Source organism: Pseudokineococcus sp. 5B2Z-1 (assembly GCF_037482305.1).
GTDB lineage: Bacteria > Actinomycetota > Actinomycetes > Actinomycetales > Quadrisphaeraceae > Pseudokineococcus.
Genome location: NZ_JBBHZG010000002.1, coordinates 584,059 through 598,195, shown reverse-complemented (window position 1 = coordinate 598,195; position 14,137 = coordinate 584,059). Strand labels below are relative to the sequence as shown.

General features: G+C 79.9%; 13 protein-coding genes, 2 tRNA genes and 1 other RNA gene. 6 read left to right on the top strand and 10 right to left on the bottom strand.

Going from position 1 to position 14,137, the window contains the following annotated elements; all coding sequences use genetic code 11:
- Both WDV85_RS06885 and ffs read right to left on the bottom strand, forming a co-directional pair.
- A partial coding sequence (locus WDV85_RS06885) for a DNA polymerase III subunit gamma and tau (RefSeq protein ID WP_339569930.1) occupies positions 1 to 2,749 on the bottom strand: 2,749 nt, incomplete at its 3' end.
- A 121-nt stretch (positions 2,750 to 2,870) separates the two neighbouring features.
- Positions 2,871 to 2,967: signal recognition particle sRNA small type (gene ffs / locus WDV85_RS06880), an RNA gene on the bottom strand.
- Positions 2,968 to 3,176: 209 nt separating this feature from the next.
- Between ffs and WDV85_RS06875 the strand changes: the two genes are divergently transcribed.
- The 4 genes from WDV85_RS06875 (at position 3,177) to WDV85_RS06860 (ending at position 5,153) form a co-directional block, all read left to right on the top strand.
- Positions 3,177 to 3,259 (top strand) — tRNA-Ser (locus WDV85_RS06875).
- Between the two features lie 273 nt (positions 3,260 to 3,532).
- The gene (locus tag WDV85_RS06870; protein ID WP_339569929.1) at positions 3,533 to 3,775 is read left to right on the top strand and encodes a hypothetical protein; all 243 of its coding nucleotides are present in this window, start codon (positions 3,533 to 3,535) and stop codon (positions 3,773 to 3,775) included.
- 228 nt (positions 3,776 to 4,003) lie between these two features.
- A complete protein-coding gene (locus WDV85_RS06865; protein ID WP_339569928.1) occupies positions 4,004 to 4,681 on the top strand; it encodes a LytR C-terminal domain-containing protein in 678 nt (225 codons plus the stop codon).
- Between the two features lie 7 nt (positions 4,682 to 4,688).
- Positions 4,689 to 5,153, top strand: a complete 465-nt coding sequence (locus WDV85_RS06860) for a hypothetical protein (protein ID WP_339569927.1) — start codon at positions 4,689 to 4,691, stop codon at positions 5,151 to 5,153.
- A gap of 112 nt (positions 5,154 to 5,265) precedes the next feature.
- Here the strand turns inward: WDV85_RS06860 and pdxR are convergent, their stop codons facing one another.
- Positions 5,266 to 6,672: a MocR-like pyridoxine biosynthesis transcription factor PdxR gene (pdxR, locus tag WDV85_RS06855; protein WP_339569926.1), complete on the bottom strand. Its 1,407-nt coding sequence runs from the start codon at positions 6,670 to 6,672 to the stop codon at positions 5,266 to 5,268.
- Between the two features lie 214 nt (positions 6,673 to 6,886).
- Here pdxR and WDV85_RS06850 point away from each other — a divergent pair, with 214 nt between their 5' ends.
- Positions 6,887 to 7,552, top strand: a complete 666-nt coding sequence (locus WDV85_RS06850) for a pyridoxamine 5'-phosphate oxidase family protein (protein WP_445263252.1) — start codon at positions 6,887 to 6,889, stop codon at positions 7,550 to 7,552.
- A gap of 7 nt (positions 7,553 to 7,559) precedes the next feature.
- Here WDV85_RS06850 and WDV85_RS06845 read toward each other — a convergent pair whose 3' ends face one another.
- The 6 genes from WDV85_RS06845 to WDV85_RS06820 form a co-directional block, all read right to left on the bottom strand.
- A complete protein-coding gene (locus WDV85_RS06845; RefSeq protein ID WP_339569924.1) occupies positions 7,560 to 8,744 on the bottom strand; it encodes a calcium/sodium antiporter in 1,185 nt (394 codons plus the stop codon).
- 73 nt (positions 8,745 to 8,817) lie between these two features.
- The gene (locus tag WDV85_RS06840) at positions 8,818 to 9,927 is read right to left on the bottom strand and encodes a calcium/sodium antiporter (RefSeq protein ID WP_339569923.1); all 1,110 of its coding nucleotides are present in this window, start codon (positions 9,925 to 9,927) and stop codon (positions 8,818 to 8,820) included.
- 63 nt (positions 9,928 to 9,990) lie between these two features.
- Positions 9,991 to 10,080: transfer RNA gene (locus tag WDV85_RS06835), tRNA-Ser, on the bottom strand.
- Between the two features lie 129 nt (positions 10,081 to 10,209).
- Positions 10,210 to 11,457 carry a winged helix DNA-binding domain-containing protein gene (locus WDV85_RS06830; RefSeq protein ID WP_339569922.1) on the bottom strand — a complete coding sequence of 416 codons (1,248 nt, stop codon included), beginning with the start codon at positions 11,455 to 11,457 and terminating at the stop codon, positions 10,210 to 10,212.
- A 10-nt stretch (positions 11,458 to 11,467) separates the two neighbouring features.
- Positions 11,468 to 11,959: a nucleoside deaminase gene (locus tag WDV85_RS06825; RefSeq protein WP_339569921.1), complete on the bottom strand. Its 492-nt coding sequence runs from the start codon at positions 11,957 to 11,959 to the stop codon at positions 11,468 to 11,470.
- A 38-nt stretch (positions 11,960 to 11,997) separates the two neighbouring features.
- A complete protein-coding gene (locus tag WDV85_RS06820; RefSeq protein ID WP_339569920.1) occupies positions 11,998 to 12,621 on the bottom strand; it encodes a tRNA adenosine deaminase-associated protein in 624 nt (207 codons plus the stop codon).
- Between the two features lie 36 nt (positions 12,622 to 12,657).
- On the opposite strand from WDV85_RS06820, the gene upp reads away from it, so the two are divergent.
- Positions 12,658 to 13,293, top strand: coding sequence for a uracil phosphoribosyltransferase (upp, locus tag WDV85_RS06815; RefSeq protein ID WP_339569919.1), 636 nt, complete (start codon positions 12,658 to 12,660; stop codon positions 13,291 to 13,293).
- 61 nt (positions 13,294 to 13,354) lie between these two features.
- Here the strand turns inward: upp and WDV85_RS06810 are convergent, their stop codons facing one another.
- Positions 13,355 to 14,134: a lysophospholipid acyltransferase family protein gene (locus WDV85_RS06810; RefSeq protein ID WP_339569918.1), complete on the bottom strand. Its 780-nt coding sequence runs from the start codon at positions 14,132 to 14,134 to the stop codon at positions 13,355 to 13,357.
- Positions 14,135 to 14,137 lie beyond the last annotated feature (3 nt).

The window sequence follows — 14,137 nt, the reverse complement described above, 5'->3', positions numbered from 1 at the left end:
CCGCCGCGGCGCCCGACAGGGCCGCGGACGAGCCCGGACCAGGGGCCTGCGCCGACGCGGCGGAGGCCTCGGGCGCCCGCGCACCCGACGGGGCGCCGCCGACCCGCTCCGTCGCACGGCGCTCGGACGACGGCCGCTCCGCCACGGGGCGCTCGGACGACCCCGGCTCCGCAGCAGGGCGCGGGGGCGGGGCGGCCTCCGGCCGGTCCGGGGCGGTCGCGCGGGCCGCGCCGTCGGCAGCGGGGCGCCGCGACGGCGCGTCGTCGGGCTCGGGCGGCGCGTCGTCGTCCGGGGGCTCCGCGGGCGGCAGGTCGTCCCAGTCCGCCGGCGGTGCGGGGGTGCCGGCGGCCGTCCCGCGGTCCTCGCGACCCCCGCCCCGGCTCCGGCCCCGCTGCTGCTGCCGCTCCGGCCCCCGCTCGGGCTCCCCGCTCGCGCCGTGCTCGACGGGCCCCCCGGCCCCCCGGGCACGACCGGTCGCGGCGCCGTCGGCCGGACGGCCGGTCTCCCGGCCCGCGGGCGCGCCGCCGCCGTGGTCGTCGGTCGCCGGGCGCTCGCGCGCGGCACCGCCGGGGCGCCCGGCGCCCGGGGTCGCGGGCTCGGGCCAGTCGTCCTCGTCGGCCGCCGGCTCCGGCCGACGGGCGGCGGGACGGCCCTGGCTCTCCTCCCCGCTCCGGGGCCGGTCCCGGCCCGGCTCGCGCGGCTGGTCCTGCCCCGGCTCGCGGCCCCGCCCCTGCTCCGAGGACCGATCATGCTCCGAGGACAGGTCCTGGCGCGAGGACCGGTCCTGGCCGCGGGCGGGAGCCGCGGACGGCGCCGCGGGAGGGGCCGGGGCGCCGGGCCGCGGGGCTGCCGGCGCCGTGGCGGCGGGTCCCGGCCCACCACCGCCCCGCGGGGCCTCCGGGGGCCCTCCCCCGCCGTCGACGACGGGCTCCACCGGCAGGTCGAGCCCGATGACGTCGACGAGCGCACGCCGCACCACGTCGCCGTGCGGGCCGCGGCGGAACGCGTCGGCGAGGCCCGAGGAGGAGAAGGCGAGCCGGACGGCGCCGCCCGAGACCTCGTGGACGCGCGCGTGCTGGCTCACCAGCGACCACGTGGCGCGGCGCAGCGACGACACCCGCTCCAGGACGTCGACCCACATCCGCCGCACCGTGTCCACGTCCCCGCCGGCGGGCCCCGCACCCCCGCCCGGTTGCGGCCGCTCGGGCTCCGGCGCCGAGCGCGGGGGCTGCTCCACGGGGGCACGGTCACCGCCGGGACGCCCGTCGCCGTCCCGCGTCGGGGCGGGGCCGGCGGGGTCGGTGCTCGGGGGGCCCGCGGGGCCGGCGGACGAGGGGTCTGCGCTGCCGGGGCCGGTGCTGCCCGGGCTCGTGGAGCCGCGGGCGGTGTCCCGGTCGGGCTCGGCGGCGCCGGCGGCACCCGGGCCGGCTGCCGCGCGGGCCGTCGCCTCCTCCGCCGGGGCGGCGACGGCCTCGGGACCGCGCGGAGCGGGGGGCGCCGCGGGCTCGGGCCCCGCGGCCGGCGCCGGCGCGGGGCGGACGCCCGTGGGGCCGGTGGCCGGGACGCCCAGGCGGCGCTCGAGGCGGTCGAGGCGCGCCCCCAGGCCGCGCTCGCCCGCGTCGGCGACCGGCAGCAGCAGGCGCGCGCACAGCAGCTCGAGGTGGAGGCGCGGCGACGTCGCGCCGACCATCTCCGTGAGGGCGGCGTTGGCGACGTCGGCCGCCCGGCTCAGCTCCGCGGCGCCCAGGGAGTCGGCCTGGCGGCGCATGCGGGCGAGCTGGTCGTCGGGGACCGCGCGCAGCACGGCCCGCGCCCCCTCCCCCACGGCGCGGACGACGACGAGGTCGCGCAGCCGCTCGAGGAGGTCCTCGACGAAGCGGCGCGGGTCGTGGCCGGACTCCACCACGCGGTCGACGACCCGGAAGACGCTGCCCCCGTCGCCGGCGGCGAGGGCGTCGACGACGTCGTCGAGGAGGCTGGCGTGCGTGTAGCCGAGCAGGGAGATGGCGCGCTCGTAGTCGACGCCGCCCTCGTCGGCGCCCGCGATGAGCTGGTCCAGGACGGACAGCGAGTCGCGGACGGACCCGCCGCCGGCCCGCACGACGAGCGGGAGCACGCCCTTGCCCACGGGGACGCCCTCGGACGCGCAGAGGGTCTCGAGGTACCGGAGCAGCGCCTCCGGCGGCACGAGGTGGAACGGGTAGTGGTGGGTGCGCGAGCGGATGGTGCCGAGCACCTTGTCGGGCTCCGTCGTCGCGAAGACGAACATCACGTGCTCGGGCGGCTCCTCGACGAGCTTGAGCAGCGCGTTGAAGCCCTGGGGGCTCACCATGTGCGCCTCGTCGACGACGAAGACCTTGTAGCGGTCGCGCGCCGGGGCGAAGGTGGCCCGCTCGCGCAGCTCGCGGGCGTCGTCGACGCCGCCGTGGCTGGCCGCGTCGATCTCGACGACGTCGAGGCTGCCGGGCCCGCCGCGCGCCAGCTCGACGCAGCTGGGGCAGACGCCGCACGGGGTGTCGGTGGGGCCCTGCGCGGTGCCGTCCGGCCCGGCGCAGTTGAGGCAGCGGGCCAGGATGCGGGCCGACGTCGTCTTGCCGCAGCCGCGCGGGCCCGAGAAGAGGTAGGCGTGGTTGACGCGGCCGGTGCGCAGCGCCTGGCGCAGCGGGTCGGTCACGTGCTCCTGGCCGATGACGTCGGCGAAGGACTCCGGCCGGTAGCGGCGGTAGAGCGCGAGCGTCGGTCCGGCCACGCCTCGACAGTAGCCGCGAGCGCCGACACCCCGCCGCCCTCGCCCACCGGGTCGGGCCACGCCGCCGACGCACGACCTCAGGACCACCGCGGAGGGGGTGGCGGCGGAAGGGGCGGGAGACGAGGAGGACCCCCCGCGCACCCGCCAGAGCCCACCTACCCTTGCTGCCTTCCGGCCCTGGGGGAGTTCAGCAGGGTGGCGCCGCGCGAGGGGCCGCCCACCACTGTAGGGGACGGTGACCGCGCTCCCGACCGGGCGCGGCCCATCCCGTCCGCGGCGTCGCGCCGCCCCGCCTCGCCGCCACCCGGCGCCCGCCCACCCGCCCGGACTCTCTCCCGCCCGGCGCCCGCCCGCCCGGGCCCCCTCCGCCCGGCGCCCGAGCTGCCCGTGCACTCCCCCGCCACCGTCCTCCGCTAGGCTCGCCCACGGAGGATTCGCCTAGTGGCCTAGGGCGCACGCTTGGAAAGCGTGTTGGGGAAACCCTCGGGGGTTCGAATCCCCCATCCTCCGCCGCCGGCCGGCGACGCCCGGCCGACCGCAGGCCCCCGCCCCCGGGCGGGGGCCTGCGGCGTCCCGGACGCCGGCGCCGGTCCCAGCCGAGCCGCGCCTCCCGCACCGGACGGTCAGCCGCCACCCTCTGCGAGGACGACAGTCGGGCGTCTCCGGCGGACCAGGTCAGAGGGCGACGGCGGGGCACGACGGCGGGGGTCGTCGGCGAGCCGGCCGGGGGACAGGCCGCGCGAGGTCCGCGCCGCTGTCGGACCCCCGTGGCACCGTCGTCGCATGGCCATCTCCCGAGCCTCCCGCGCCTCCCGCACCTCCCCCGCCCCTCGGGCCCCCCGCGACCCGTGGGCCGCCGCCTCGCTCGACGACCTCGACTGCGCGGTGTGCGGGCGCTCCGTGCCGCACGAGCTCCTCGAGTGCCTCGACGGCCACGGCGACGAGTGCCCCGACCGCGTCTGCACCGCGTGCGGCGCCGTCCTCGTCGTCGGACCGTCCCCCCTGGCGCTGCGCCGCACGGCCTGAGGACGCCGCACGCCGACGCCCCGCCCGGGCGCCCCGGGACGACGACGCGGACCGACGCCCCGGACCGACGCCCCAGGGGGCCGACCTCCGGGGCCTCCGGGGCCGCGCGCCCTACAGTGGCCGTCCCGCCCGGCCCGAGCGCCGTGACGACGCCGGTCGCGGGACACGGGGACGGGGACGGGCACGAGCGGCCGGGGTCACGGCTGCTCGCGCCGGAGGAGGAGCGAGATGGCTGACGCGCAAGGACCCCGCGGGGCCGAGGCGCCCGACGAGGAGGTCGCGGCGCTCCTGCGCGCCGAGCGCCGTCGTCGGCGCACCCGCGCCCGGCAGAGCCTCGTCTTCGTCGCCATCTTCCTCGTCGTCGTCGGCATCGGCATCGGGGCCGCCGGCGTCAACCGCGGCTGGTGGGAGGGCCCCTTCGCCGCCGCGGACGACGCCGCCACCCCCGCGCCGACGCAGGCCTGTCCCACGCCGACGACCGCGCCCGTCGAGGCCGCCGGCGTGCAGGTGTCGGTGCTCAACTCGACCGACCGTCCCGGCCTGGCCGGCGGCGTGGCCGACGAGCTGACCGCGCGCGGCCTCGTCGTGGGCGCCGTCGCCAACGCCCCCGACGGCGTCGTGGTGCCGGGGACCGCCGAGGTGCGCTACGGCCCGGAGGGCGCCCTAGCGGCGGAGGGCCTCGCGAGCATCGCCCCGGGCGCGGAGCTGGTCCGCGACGACCAGCGCGCCGGCCCGGCCGTCGACCTCGTGCTCGGCGAGGCGTGGTCCGAGCTGGCCCCCGCCGACGTCCCGCTGACGGCCGTCGTGACCCCCGACCCGGCGACGCTGCCGCCGGGGTGCGCGACGCCGGGCCCGACGAGCGCCGCGACGCCCACGACCACCGCGCCCGCCACCCCGGCGCCCTGAGCACCGCGTGAGCGGACCGGAGGGACGACCGGGGTCCCCGGAGCAGGCGCAGGGGCCGGAGCAGGCGCAGGGGCCGGAGCAGTCGGAGGAACCGGGGCAGGCGGGTCCCGACGAGCAGGCGGCGGCGGACGACGCCGGTACCGGTCTGCCCGCGGGAGCGGGGCGTGCGCGCGACCTCGTGCGCGGCCGCCGCCGCGCCGCCCGCTCCCCCGACCCCGGCGGGCGCCGCCACCACATGGGCGCCGTCCCCGAGCGCATGCCGGTGCTGCGGCCCGACGGCTCGCGCGGCACGACGCGGACCTCCGTCGTCCAGCTCACGGCGGCCACCGCGCACCGCCTGGAGGCGCTGGAGGCCGAGCTCGACGCCGAGATGCGCGCCCTGGCCGCCGAGGGGCGCTACGAGGAGGCGGCCTGGTCGCGCGACGAGCTGGCCGCCGTCCGCGGCGAGCGAGCCCGACGCGCGGGCACCTGACGACCAGCGTCCCGGACAGCACGACGCCGGGACGGACCCCGCACCGTGCCGACCCCCGCCCCTGACGACCCCCGCCTCCTGACGACCTCGGGACCCGGCGCGCACGAGCGGGTCAGGCCGGGCGCAGGGCGGCCACGAGCCGGTCGAGCCCGCGCTCGAGGTCGCTGCGGCGCGGGGCGGCCCACCCGACGACGACGCCCGCCCGGTCCGCGGCGAGGCAGCTCTCGGCGAGGCCGCCGACGGCGACCGACGCCGCCCGCGCCCGCGCCACCACGACCGCCTCCTCCTCGCGCGAGGGCAGCGGCACGACGACGTGGGCACCGGCCGCGCCGCCCTGGGCCCGGTGGCCGGCCGCCTCGACGGCCGCGAGGACGAGCGCGCGGCGGGACGCCAGCTCGCGGCGCAGGCGCCGCAGGTGGCGCGCGAGGTCGCCCGAGGCGGCCAGCTCGGCGAGCACGCGCTGCCCGGCCCGCGGGGGCCGGGCGCCCACCTCGGTCCGCGCCGCGAGGAGCCGGTGCCGCAGCGACTCCGGCGCCACGATCCACCCGGCGCCCAGCGTGGGGCTCACCGTCTTCGACGTGGTGCCCAGGTGGACGACGACGTCGGGGCCGAGCGAGGCGAGCAGCGGCAGCGGCGCGACGTCGTAGCGCAGCTCGCCGTCGTAGTCGTCCTCGAGGACGAGGAAGCCCTCGGCCCGCGCCCGGGCGACGAGCTGCGCCCGGCGCGCCACGGGCAGCCGCCCCCCGGTGGGGAACTGGTGCGCCGGGGTGCAGACGACCGCGGCGACGCCGGCCGGCACGGCGTCGACGACGAGGCCGTCGTCGTCGACGGGGACGGGCACCGGCACGAGCCCCGCAGCCCGCAGCGCCCCGGTGGAGCGGCGGTAGCCCGGGTCCTCGACCGCGACGCGCGCCCCCCGCGGCAGCAGGGCCGCCACCTCGGCGACGGCGGCCGACGTGCCCGTCGTGGCCGTCACGTCGTCGGGCCCGGAGGGCAGCCCGCGGTGGCGGAGCAGGTGCTCGGCGACCGCCGCCCGGAAGGCGCCGTCCCCCCGCGGGTCCGGCAGGGCGTCGGGCGGCCGTCCGCCCGCGGCCCGCCAGGCGCGGCGCCACGCCGCGCGGTCGAGGGCCTCGGTGCACGGGGCCCCCGCCCGCAGGTCGAGCAGGTCCTCGCCGGCCGCCCCCCCGAGCCCCTCGTCCCCGCCCGCACCTCTGGGCCTCCCCGGCCCGCCCGCGCCCCTGAGCACCCGCTCCCCGCCCGCGGGAGCGGCCGGCAGGCCCACGACGAAGGTGCCGACGCCGCGGCGCGCCGCCACCCACCCCTCGGCGAGGAGCTGGTCGTACGCCGCCGCCGTGACCGTGCGGCTGGTCCCGAGCAGGCGGGCCAGCTCGCGCGTCGAGGGCAGCCGGGCGCCGGCCGCGAGCACGCCCCGCGCCGCGGCGTCGCGCAGGCCCGAGGCCACCTGCACCGCGAGCGGCTCCGGCGCCCCGCGGTCGACGACGAGCGGTGGGACCTCCACGCGACCTCCCCGGTGGCCTGCTGCGATCGCTGCGTCCTGGCCCTCGCAGGATGCCATCGGGGCCGACACGCTCGTCGTCGTGACCCGCGCCGACGCCCGGCCCCGCAGCGCCCCCACCCGCGATGACACCGCCCGCCCTGACACCGCCAGCAGCGCCACCACCACCAGCGCCACCGCCCCGCCCGCGGCGGCTCCCCCGACCGCCCCCGGACCGCTGTCGCCCACGGAGCGCTCCACGGTGCGGCGCGGCGCCCGCCGCGCCCGCCCCGACCGCGCGGCGCTGCACGCCGTGCTCGACGCGGGCCTCGTCGGGCACCTCGGCGTCGTCGTGGACGGGGCCCCGCGGGTGCTCCCGACGGGCTACGGGCGGGTCGGCGAGGTGCTGTACCTCCACGGCTCGACGGGCGCCCGCTCGCTGCGCGAGGCCGCCGGGGCGCAGGTCTGCTTCACGGTGACGCTGCTCGACGGCGTCGTCTACGCGCGGTCGGCGTTCCACCACTCGGTGGACTACCGCTGCGCCGTCGTGCACGGCGCCGCCCGCGTCGTCGAGGACGACGCGGAGCGCGAGCGGGCGCTCGAGGCGCTCACCGAGCACCTCGCGCCCGGGTCGTGGAGGGCGACCCGTCGGCCCACCGGCAAGGAGCTGGCGGCCACGGCCGTCCTCGCCCTGGACCTGCACGAGGCCGCGGTGAAGGTGCGCGCGGGCGGCCCGGCCGACGACGAGGCCGACGTGACCTCCGACGGCCACGACTGGGCGGGCGTCCTGCCCCTGGTCACCGCCTGGGGCGCCCCCGTCCCCGCGCCCGACCTGCGGCCCGGCGCCGCCGTGCCCGACCGCGTGCGGCGGCGTCCCGCGCCGGGCGGCGGCCCCCGGGGCTGAGCGCGACCTACCCGGCGTCAGCGCGCCGGCGGCGCCAGACCTCGACGGCGACGACGAGCAGCAGCGCGAGCGCGCCGCCCACGAGGAGCACCCGGTCCAGTGCCACGGGCGGGGTGCCGCCCGTGGCGCCGAGGACGAGGTGAGTCGTGTAGGCCGCGTAGCCGAGCAGGAGCAGCGCGCCGTCGAGGCGGCTGACGTCGGCCGCGAGCGCGCCGAGGAGCAGCAGCACGGCGGCCGCCCCCACCATCACCGGCAGGTCGACGGTGCGGGCGCTCTCCTCCACGGGCACGCCACCGGGGCTGACGAGGGCGGTCAGCCCGAGGACGGCGCCGAGGTTGAAGACGCCGCTGCCGACGACGTTGCCGATGGCCATGTCGCGCTCGCCGCGGACGACGGCGACGACGGACGTCGCCAGCTCCGGCAGCGAGGTGCCGACCGCGACGACGGTGAGCCCGACGACGAGGTCGCTCACGCCCAGGTCGGCGGCGATGGTGCCGGCCGCGCCGACCAGGGCCTGCGCGCCCCCGACGAGCAGGGCCACGCCCGCGACCACGAGCAGCGCGTCACGCAGGACCCGGGAGCGGGGCGCCGCGGCGCGCGCGTGGAGCTCGCCGTGGGCGCGGGTCGCCGAGGTGCCCTCGGGCCGCCCGCGTCCTGCCCCCACGCCGTCGGGCGCCACGCCGTCGGGCGCCACGCCGTGGGGCGCCACGCCGTGGGAGCCCGGGGCACGGCCGGCCCCCTCCGCCCGTCGCGAGACGACGACGGAGCGGGCCACGTAGGCGACGAGGAGCACGAGGAGGAGCGCGCCGTCGAGGCGCCCGACGTCGCCGTCGAGGGACAGCACCCACGCGAGGGCGCTGACGGCGAGGAGCACCGGGACGTCGACGCGCAGCAGCTGCCGGCCGACGAGGAGGGGCAGCACCAGGGCGGAGAGCCCGAGGATGAGCAGGACGTTGGCGATGTTGCTGCCGACGACGTTGCCGACCGCCAGCCCGGGGGACCCGTCGAGCGCCGCCCCGAGGGTGACGGCCAGCTCCGGGGCGCTCGTGGCCGCGGCGACCACCGTGAGGCCGACGACGAGCGGGGAGAGGCCCGCGGCCCGCGCGAGGCCGCCGCCGCCGCGCACGAGCAGCTCGCCGCCCGCCACGAGCAGGGCGACGCCGAGGACGAGGAGGGCGACGAGGGCGACCACGGGGGCTCCTGGGGGGCGTCCGGTCGGGCGGGGGGGGCGGCGGGGCGAGCAGGGCTGCGGACGGGCGGAGGGGTCAGGCGGTGGCCGGGCGGACCCGGCCCCGGACCTCGCGGGTGACGGAGACCGCGACGACGACCGCCACCAGGGCGAGCGCGACGAGGACGGCCCGCACGTACGGCTCGAGGAGGGCGCTGCCGGTGGCGTCGAGCACGACGTGGGCGAGGTAGGCGACGTACCCGCCGAGCAGGAGGGCCCCGTCGCGGCGCGAGACCCGGGAGGCGCACAGGGCCAGGGCGAGGAGCAGGACGGTCGAGGCGAGCATGACGGGCAGGTCGACCGTCCGGGCGCCGGCCTCCACGGCGACGCCGCCGGGCGTCACGAGGCCCGTGAGCGCCAGGACCCCGCCGACGTTGAAGAGGTTGCTCCCGACCACGTTGCCGATGCCGAGGTCCCGCTGGCCGCGGACGATCGCGACGACGGCCGTCGCCAGCTCGGGCAGCGACGTCCCGACCGCCACGACCGTGAGGCCGACGACGAGGTCGCTGACGCCGAGGGACGCCGCGATCGAGCCGGCCGACGTGACGAGGGCCTGGGACCCCCCGACGAGGAGCGCGACGCCGGTGACGACGAGCCCGAGGTCGCGACCGACCTCCCGGCCCCGGCCGCGGCCCGCGGCGTCCCCGTGGTCGTCCTCGCCGGCGCCGCCGACCTCGCGCCGCGCCCGCTCGCGCTCGGCGCGGCGGCCGGCGCGCACCGTCCACGTCATGTGGGCGGCCACCACCGCGAGCAGCAGGGCGCCGTCGAGACGCCCGACCGCCCCGTCCTGGACGAGCAGCAGGGCGAGGGCGCTGACGGCGACCACGACCGGCAGGTCGACCCGCAGCGTCTGGCGGCCCACGGCGAGCGGCAGGAGCAGCGCGGCGACGCCCACGACGAGCAGGACGTTGGCCAGGTTGCTGCCGACGACGTTGCCCACCGCCAGGCCGGGTGAGCCCTCGAGGGTGGCGAGCAGCGTCACGGCGAGCTCGGGGGCGCTGGTGGCGGCCGCGACGACCGTCAGCCCGACGACGAGCGGGGACATGCCGAGGGCCCGCGCCAGGGCGCCGCCCCCGCGCACGAGCAGCTCGCCGCCGCCGACGAGCACGGCGAAGCCCACGAGGAGCAGGACGACGTCCAGGAGCACGGGCGGTCCCTCCGGGTGCGGCAGGACCCCCGTCGGCGGTGCCGGCGGGGGTCCTGCTGGAGCTGGCGGTGGCGGTGGGATTTGAACCCACGGAGGAGTTGCCCCCTCACGCGCTTTCGAGGCGCGCTCCTTCGGCCGCTCGGACACGCCACCGCGACGAACAGTAGCGGCGGCCCTCCGCCGGTCCCAAACCGGCCCTCGCCCAGCCCGACCCGACCCGGCCCTCGCCCCACCCCGACCCCGTCCGGCCCCGGACCGCCGCGGCGGCGCCCGGCCGGGTCGTCAGGCGGGCAGCGCCGCGCCCAGCCGGGCCACCTCGGCCCCGACGGCGGGCGCGAGGCCGCCGTCACCGCCGTCGAAGGCCCTCGCCACGACGGGCGGCCCCGTCCGGCGCCCCGTCCGGCGCCAGGTGGCCACGGCGCGCCCGCCGGTGACCACCGTGCCGAGGAAGACGCCGTTGCCGCCGGGCACCACCGCCGCGGCGTGCTCGGCGGGCACGGTCGCGGACCGGTCGGCGTACCCGAGGACCATCTCGTCGAAGCCGGGCAGCAGCAGGGTGCGCCGGGCGTCGTCCCGGTGCCGGGCCAGGCGCTCGGGCGTCGCGGGGTCGAGCAGCATCTCCGTGCCGCCGCACGTGAGCGCCTCCAGGTGCGGGCGGGCCAGCGCGAGCCCCGCGCGCGCCTCGCGCACCGTGAGGCCCGACCAGCGCACGAGGTCGGCGAGGGTCGCGGGGCCGTGGGAGGCGAGGTACCGGCGCGCCAGCTCGCCGAGCGCCTCCTCGCGCTCGAGCCGTCGCGGCGCGGGCACCCACTCCTCGAGCAGGACGAGCGCCTGCTCGTCGGAGGCCCCGGCGCCGGCGCGGTCGGGCAGCAGGGGCCCCCAGCAGGTGGTGCCCGTCTGCGAGAGCGTCCACAGCAGGTGGTAGCCGCGCTGGGGCACCCTCCCGGTCCCGCTGCCGGTCCCCCCGCCCGTCCCCTCCACGGCCGCGGAGCCGAGGACCCCGGCGTCCTCCCAGAGCGCGAGGACCTCCTCGCGGGCGAGCCGCCGACCGCCGGCCAGGGCGTCGACGACGACGCCCCGCGCCCGCTCGACGAGCACCTCGTCGATCCCCAGCCCGGCCCGCCGGCTCGCCGCCCCGCGCAGCTGCCGCTCCGTGGACAGCGCGAGCAGCCACCCCAGGTCCTCCGCCGCGACGAGGTGGAGCGTGCTGCGCAGCGGCCACGAGCGGACGAGCGCGCCGCTCGCCAGCGCGGCCCGCACTCCCGCGAGGTCCGGGGCGGACCGCGCCCCGGCCGGCCCGGGCGCGGGGCGCTCGCCCGCCGGGTCGTCCGAGGCCCCGTCCGTGGCCCCGTCCGTGGCCCCGTCCGCGGGCGAGCGCAGCGCCGTCGACAGCAGGGCGCCGCGCAGGTCCTGCGCCTGCGCGGCCAGGAGCCACCGCACCGCGGCGGCCGCGTCCGGCTCGCCCGGCCCCGCCAGCCGCTGCGCCACCAGGCGCAGCAGCGCCACCTCGGAGGGGTCGACCTCGGCCACGGCCCGTGTCCTACCCCCGCCGGGCGCCGGGCGTCCAGGGGCCGGCGTCGACGGCGGGCTCGTCGGCCGGGCGCTCTCGGCGCGCGGCGAAGAAGGCGCGCAGCAGGTCGCCGCACTCCTCCTCGCGCACGCCGCCGACGACCTCGACCCGGTGGGGCAGCCGGCGGTCGCGCACGACGTCCAGCACCGAGCCCGTGGCGCCCGCCTTCGGGTCCCACGCCCCGAGCACGAGCCGCTCGACGCGGGCCAGCAGCAGGGCCCCCGCGCACATGGCGCACGGCTCGAGGGTGACGACGAGCGTGCTCCCCGCGAGGTGCCACGTGCCGGCGCGGCGGGCCGCGGCGCGCAGCGCGAGGACCTCGGCGTGCGCCGTCGGGTCGCCGTCGGCCTCCCGGCGGTTGGCGCCCTCGCCGAGCACCGAACCGTCGGGGCCGAGCACGACGGCGCCCACGGGCACGTCGCCGTCGGGGGTCGCCCGTGCCGCCTCCAGCGCGAGGCCCACCAGCGCCGCCAGGTGGCCGGGCGAGCCCCGCGGCGCCGTCAGCGCAGCGCCTCGAGCAGCTCGTCGAAGCCGCAGTCCGCGCCGATCTGCGCGAGCGCGCTGTCCGGGTCCTCCGGCGCGGCCTCCGTGACCTCGAGCAGCCGGGCGCGGTCGACGCCCAGGTCGGAGAGGACGTCGGGGTCGCCCGCCCACAGCGCGAGGCCCGGCGTCTGCTCGTCGGGCTGGTCCTCCTCCTCCTCGGCGTCGGCGGCGACGGGCGCCGTGGCCGCCGCCTCGGCCTCGGGGCTGCCGGCCGTGCGGGCCGCGGGCTCGGTGACCTCCTCGGGCGCCTCCTCGGGCTCGTCGCCGAGCTCGGCCTCCATGTCGGCCGCCGGGGCCACGAGGTCGCCGTAGTGGCTGCGCTGCGAGGCCGCCAGGTCGGAGACGAAGAGGCGCACGTCCTCGTCGACGTCCTCGGTGGCGGCCATGGCGTCGCCGTCGACGCGCACGACGGCGAACCACTCGTCCTCGTGCTCGAGCACCGCCAGGGCGGTCCCGCCGTCGGGGGCGACGCCGCGGAGCACCTCGGCGAGGTCCTCGAGGTCGGTGACCTCGTCGATGGAGACGTCGTGGGAGCGCCAGGCCCCCTCCTCGCAGGTGATGACGGCGGTGAAGTAGGACATGGGGACAGATGGTGGCGCACGGCTAGGGTCGACGCCATGCGCCTGCACATCGCGGACCACCCGCTCGTCGCCCACAAGCTGACGGTGCTGCGCGACCGCGAGACCGACTCGCCCACCTTCCGGCGCCTGGCGGACGAGCTCGTCACGCTCCTGGCCTACGAGGCCACCCGGGACGTGCGGACGACGGACGTCGCCATCACCACGCCGGTCGGCCCGACGACGGGCACGCGGCTCAGCTCGCCCAAGCCGCTCGTCGTGCCGATCCTGCGCGCCGGGCTCGGGATGCTCGACGGCATGACGCGCCTCCTGCCGACGGCGGAGGTCGGCTTCCTCGGCATGATCCGCGACGAGGAGACCCTCCAGGCGACGACGTACGCCACGCGCCTGCCGGACGACCTCTCGGGCCGCCAGTGCTACCTGCTCGACCCCATGCTCGCGACGGGCGGCACCCTGGCCGCCGCGGTGGAGTACCTCTTCGCGCGCGGCGCCGACGACGTCACGGCCCTGTGCCTCCTCGCCGCCCCCGAGGGGGTCGAGGCCCTGCGCGCCGCGGTCGGCGAGGACGCCCGCGTCCAGGTCGTCACGGCCGCCGTCGACGAGCGCCTCGACGACAACGGCTACATCGTCCCGGGCCTCGGCGACGCCGGGGACCGCCTCTACGGCGTCGTCTGAGGCGCTCGCCCGCTGCTGCCCCCGGACGGCGGGCCACCCCGGACCGCGGGCGGCGGACGGGCTAGAGGCCCCGCTCGCGCTCGACCTCGGCGGCCTCCTCGGGCGTCGGAGCGGTGCCGCCGAGGTGCGCCGGCAGCCACCAGGCGTGCGGCCCGGGGTGCGCCGTGTCCGGGTGGGTCGCCTGCAGGGCGTCGAGCTGGACCTGCAGGCGCCGCCGCAGCTCGACCGCGCACTCCTCCACGGTCCGCGGGGTCACCTCGAGCGGCTCGCCGACGCTCACCTGGACGGTCTGGCCGCGGGTGAGGTCGCGCGGGGTGCCCTTGCCGAGGAGCCGCTGCGTGCCCCACACCGCGGTGGGCAGGACGGGCACGCGCGCCGACGCCGCCATGCGCAGCGCGCCGGACCTGATGGGCTTGACGGTGAAGGACCGCGAGATCGTCGCCTCGGGGAAGAGGCCGACGACCTCCCCGGCGTGCAGGGCCCGCAGCGCGGCCCGCAGGGACGCCGAGCCCGCCGAGCGGTCGACGGGGATGTGGTGCATGCCGCGCATGAGCGGCCCCGCGACGGGGTGGCGGAAGATGCTCTCCTTCGCCATGAAGCGCGTGAGGCGGCGGTGGGCCTCCCACGGCGCCAGCCCCGCGAAGACGAAGTCCGCGTACCCCACGTGGTTGATCGCGAGGACGACGCCGCCCGTGGCCGGCACGTGCTCCAGCCCCTCGAGCCGGGTCCGGACGCCGAGCACCCGGAACGCCGTCTTCGCCAGGCCGATGACCGGGGGGTAGACGCGCTCGGGGCGCGCCCGCGCCGGGCGGTCGCCTCCGTCGCCGCCGCGGCTGCTCATCCG

What these genes read in the sequence shown, in the direction of transcription:
- WDV85_RS06870 (WP_339569929.1), top strand. Translation starts at nt 3,533, where the DNA reads ATGGCCATCTCCCGAGCCTCCCGCGCCTCCCGCACCTCCCCCGCCCCT.
- WDV85_RS06865 (WP_339569928.1), top strand. Translation starts at nt 4,004, where the DNA reads ATGGCTGACGCGCAAGGACCCCGCGGGGCCGAGGCGCCCGACGAGGAG.
- WDV85_RS06820 (WP_339569920.1), bottom strand. Translation starts at nt 12,621, where the DNA reads ATGTCCTACTTCACCGCCGTCATCACCTGCGAGGAGGGGGCCTGGCGC.
- upp (WP_339569919.1), top strand. Translation starts at nt 12,658, where the DNA reads ATGCGCCTGCACATCGCGGACCACCCGCTCGTCGCCCACAAGCTGACG.
- WDV85_RS06810 (WP_339569918.1), bottom strand. Translation starts at nt 14,134, where the DNA reads ATGAGCAGCCGCGGCGGCGACGGAGGCGACCGCCCGGCGCGGGCGCGC.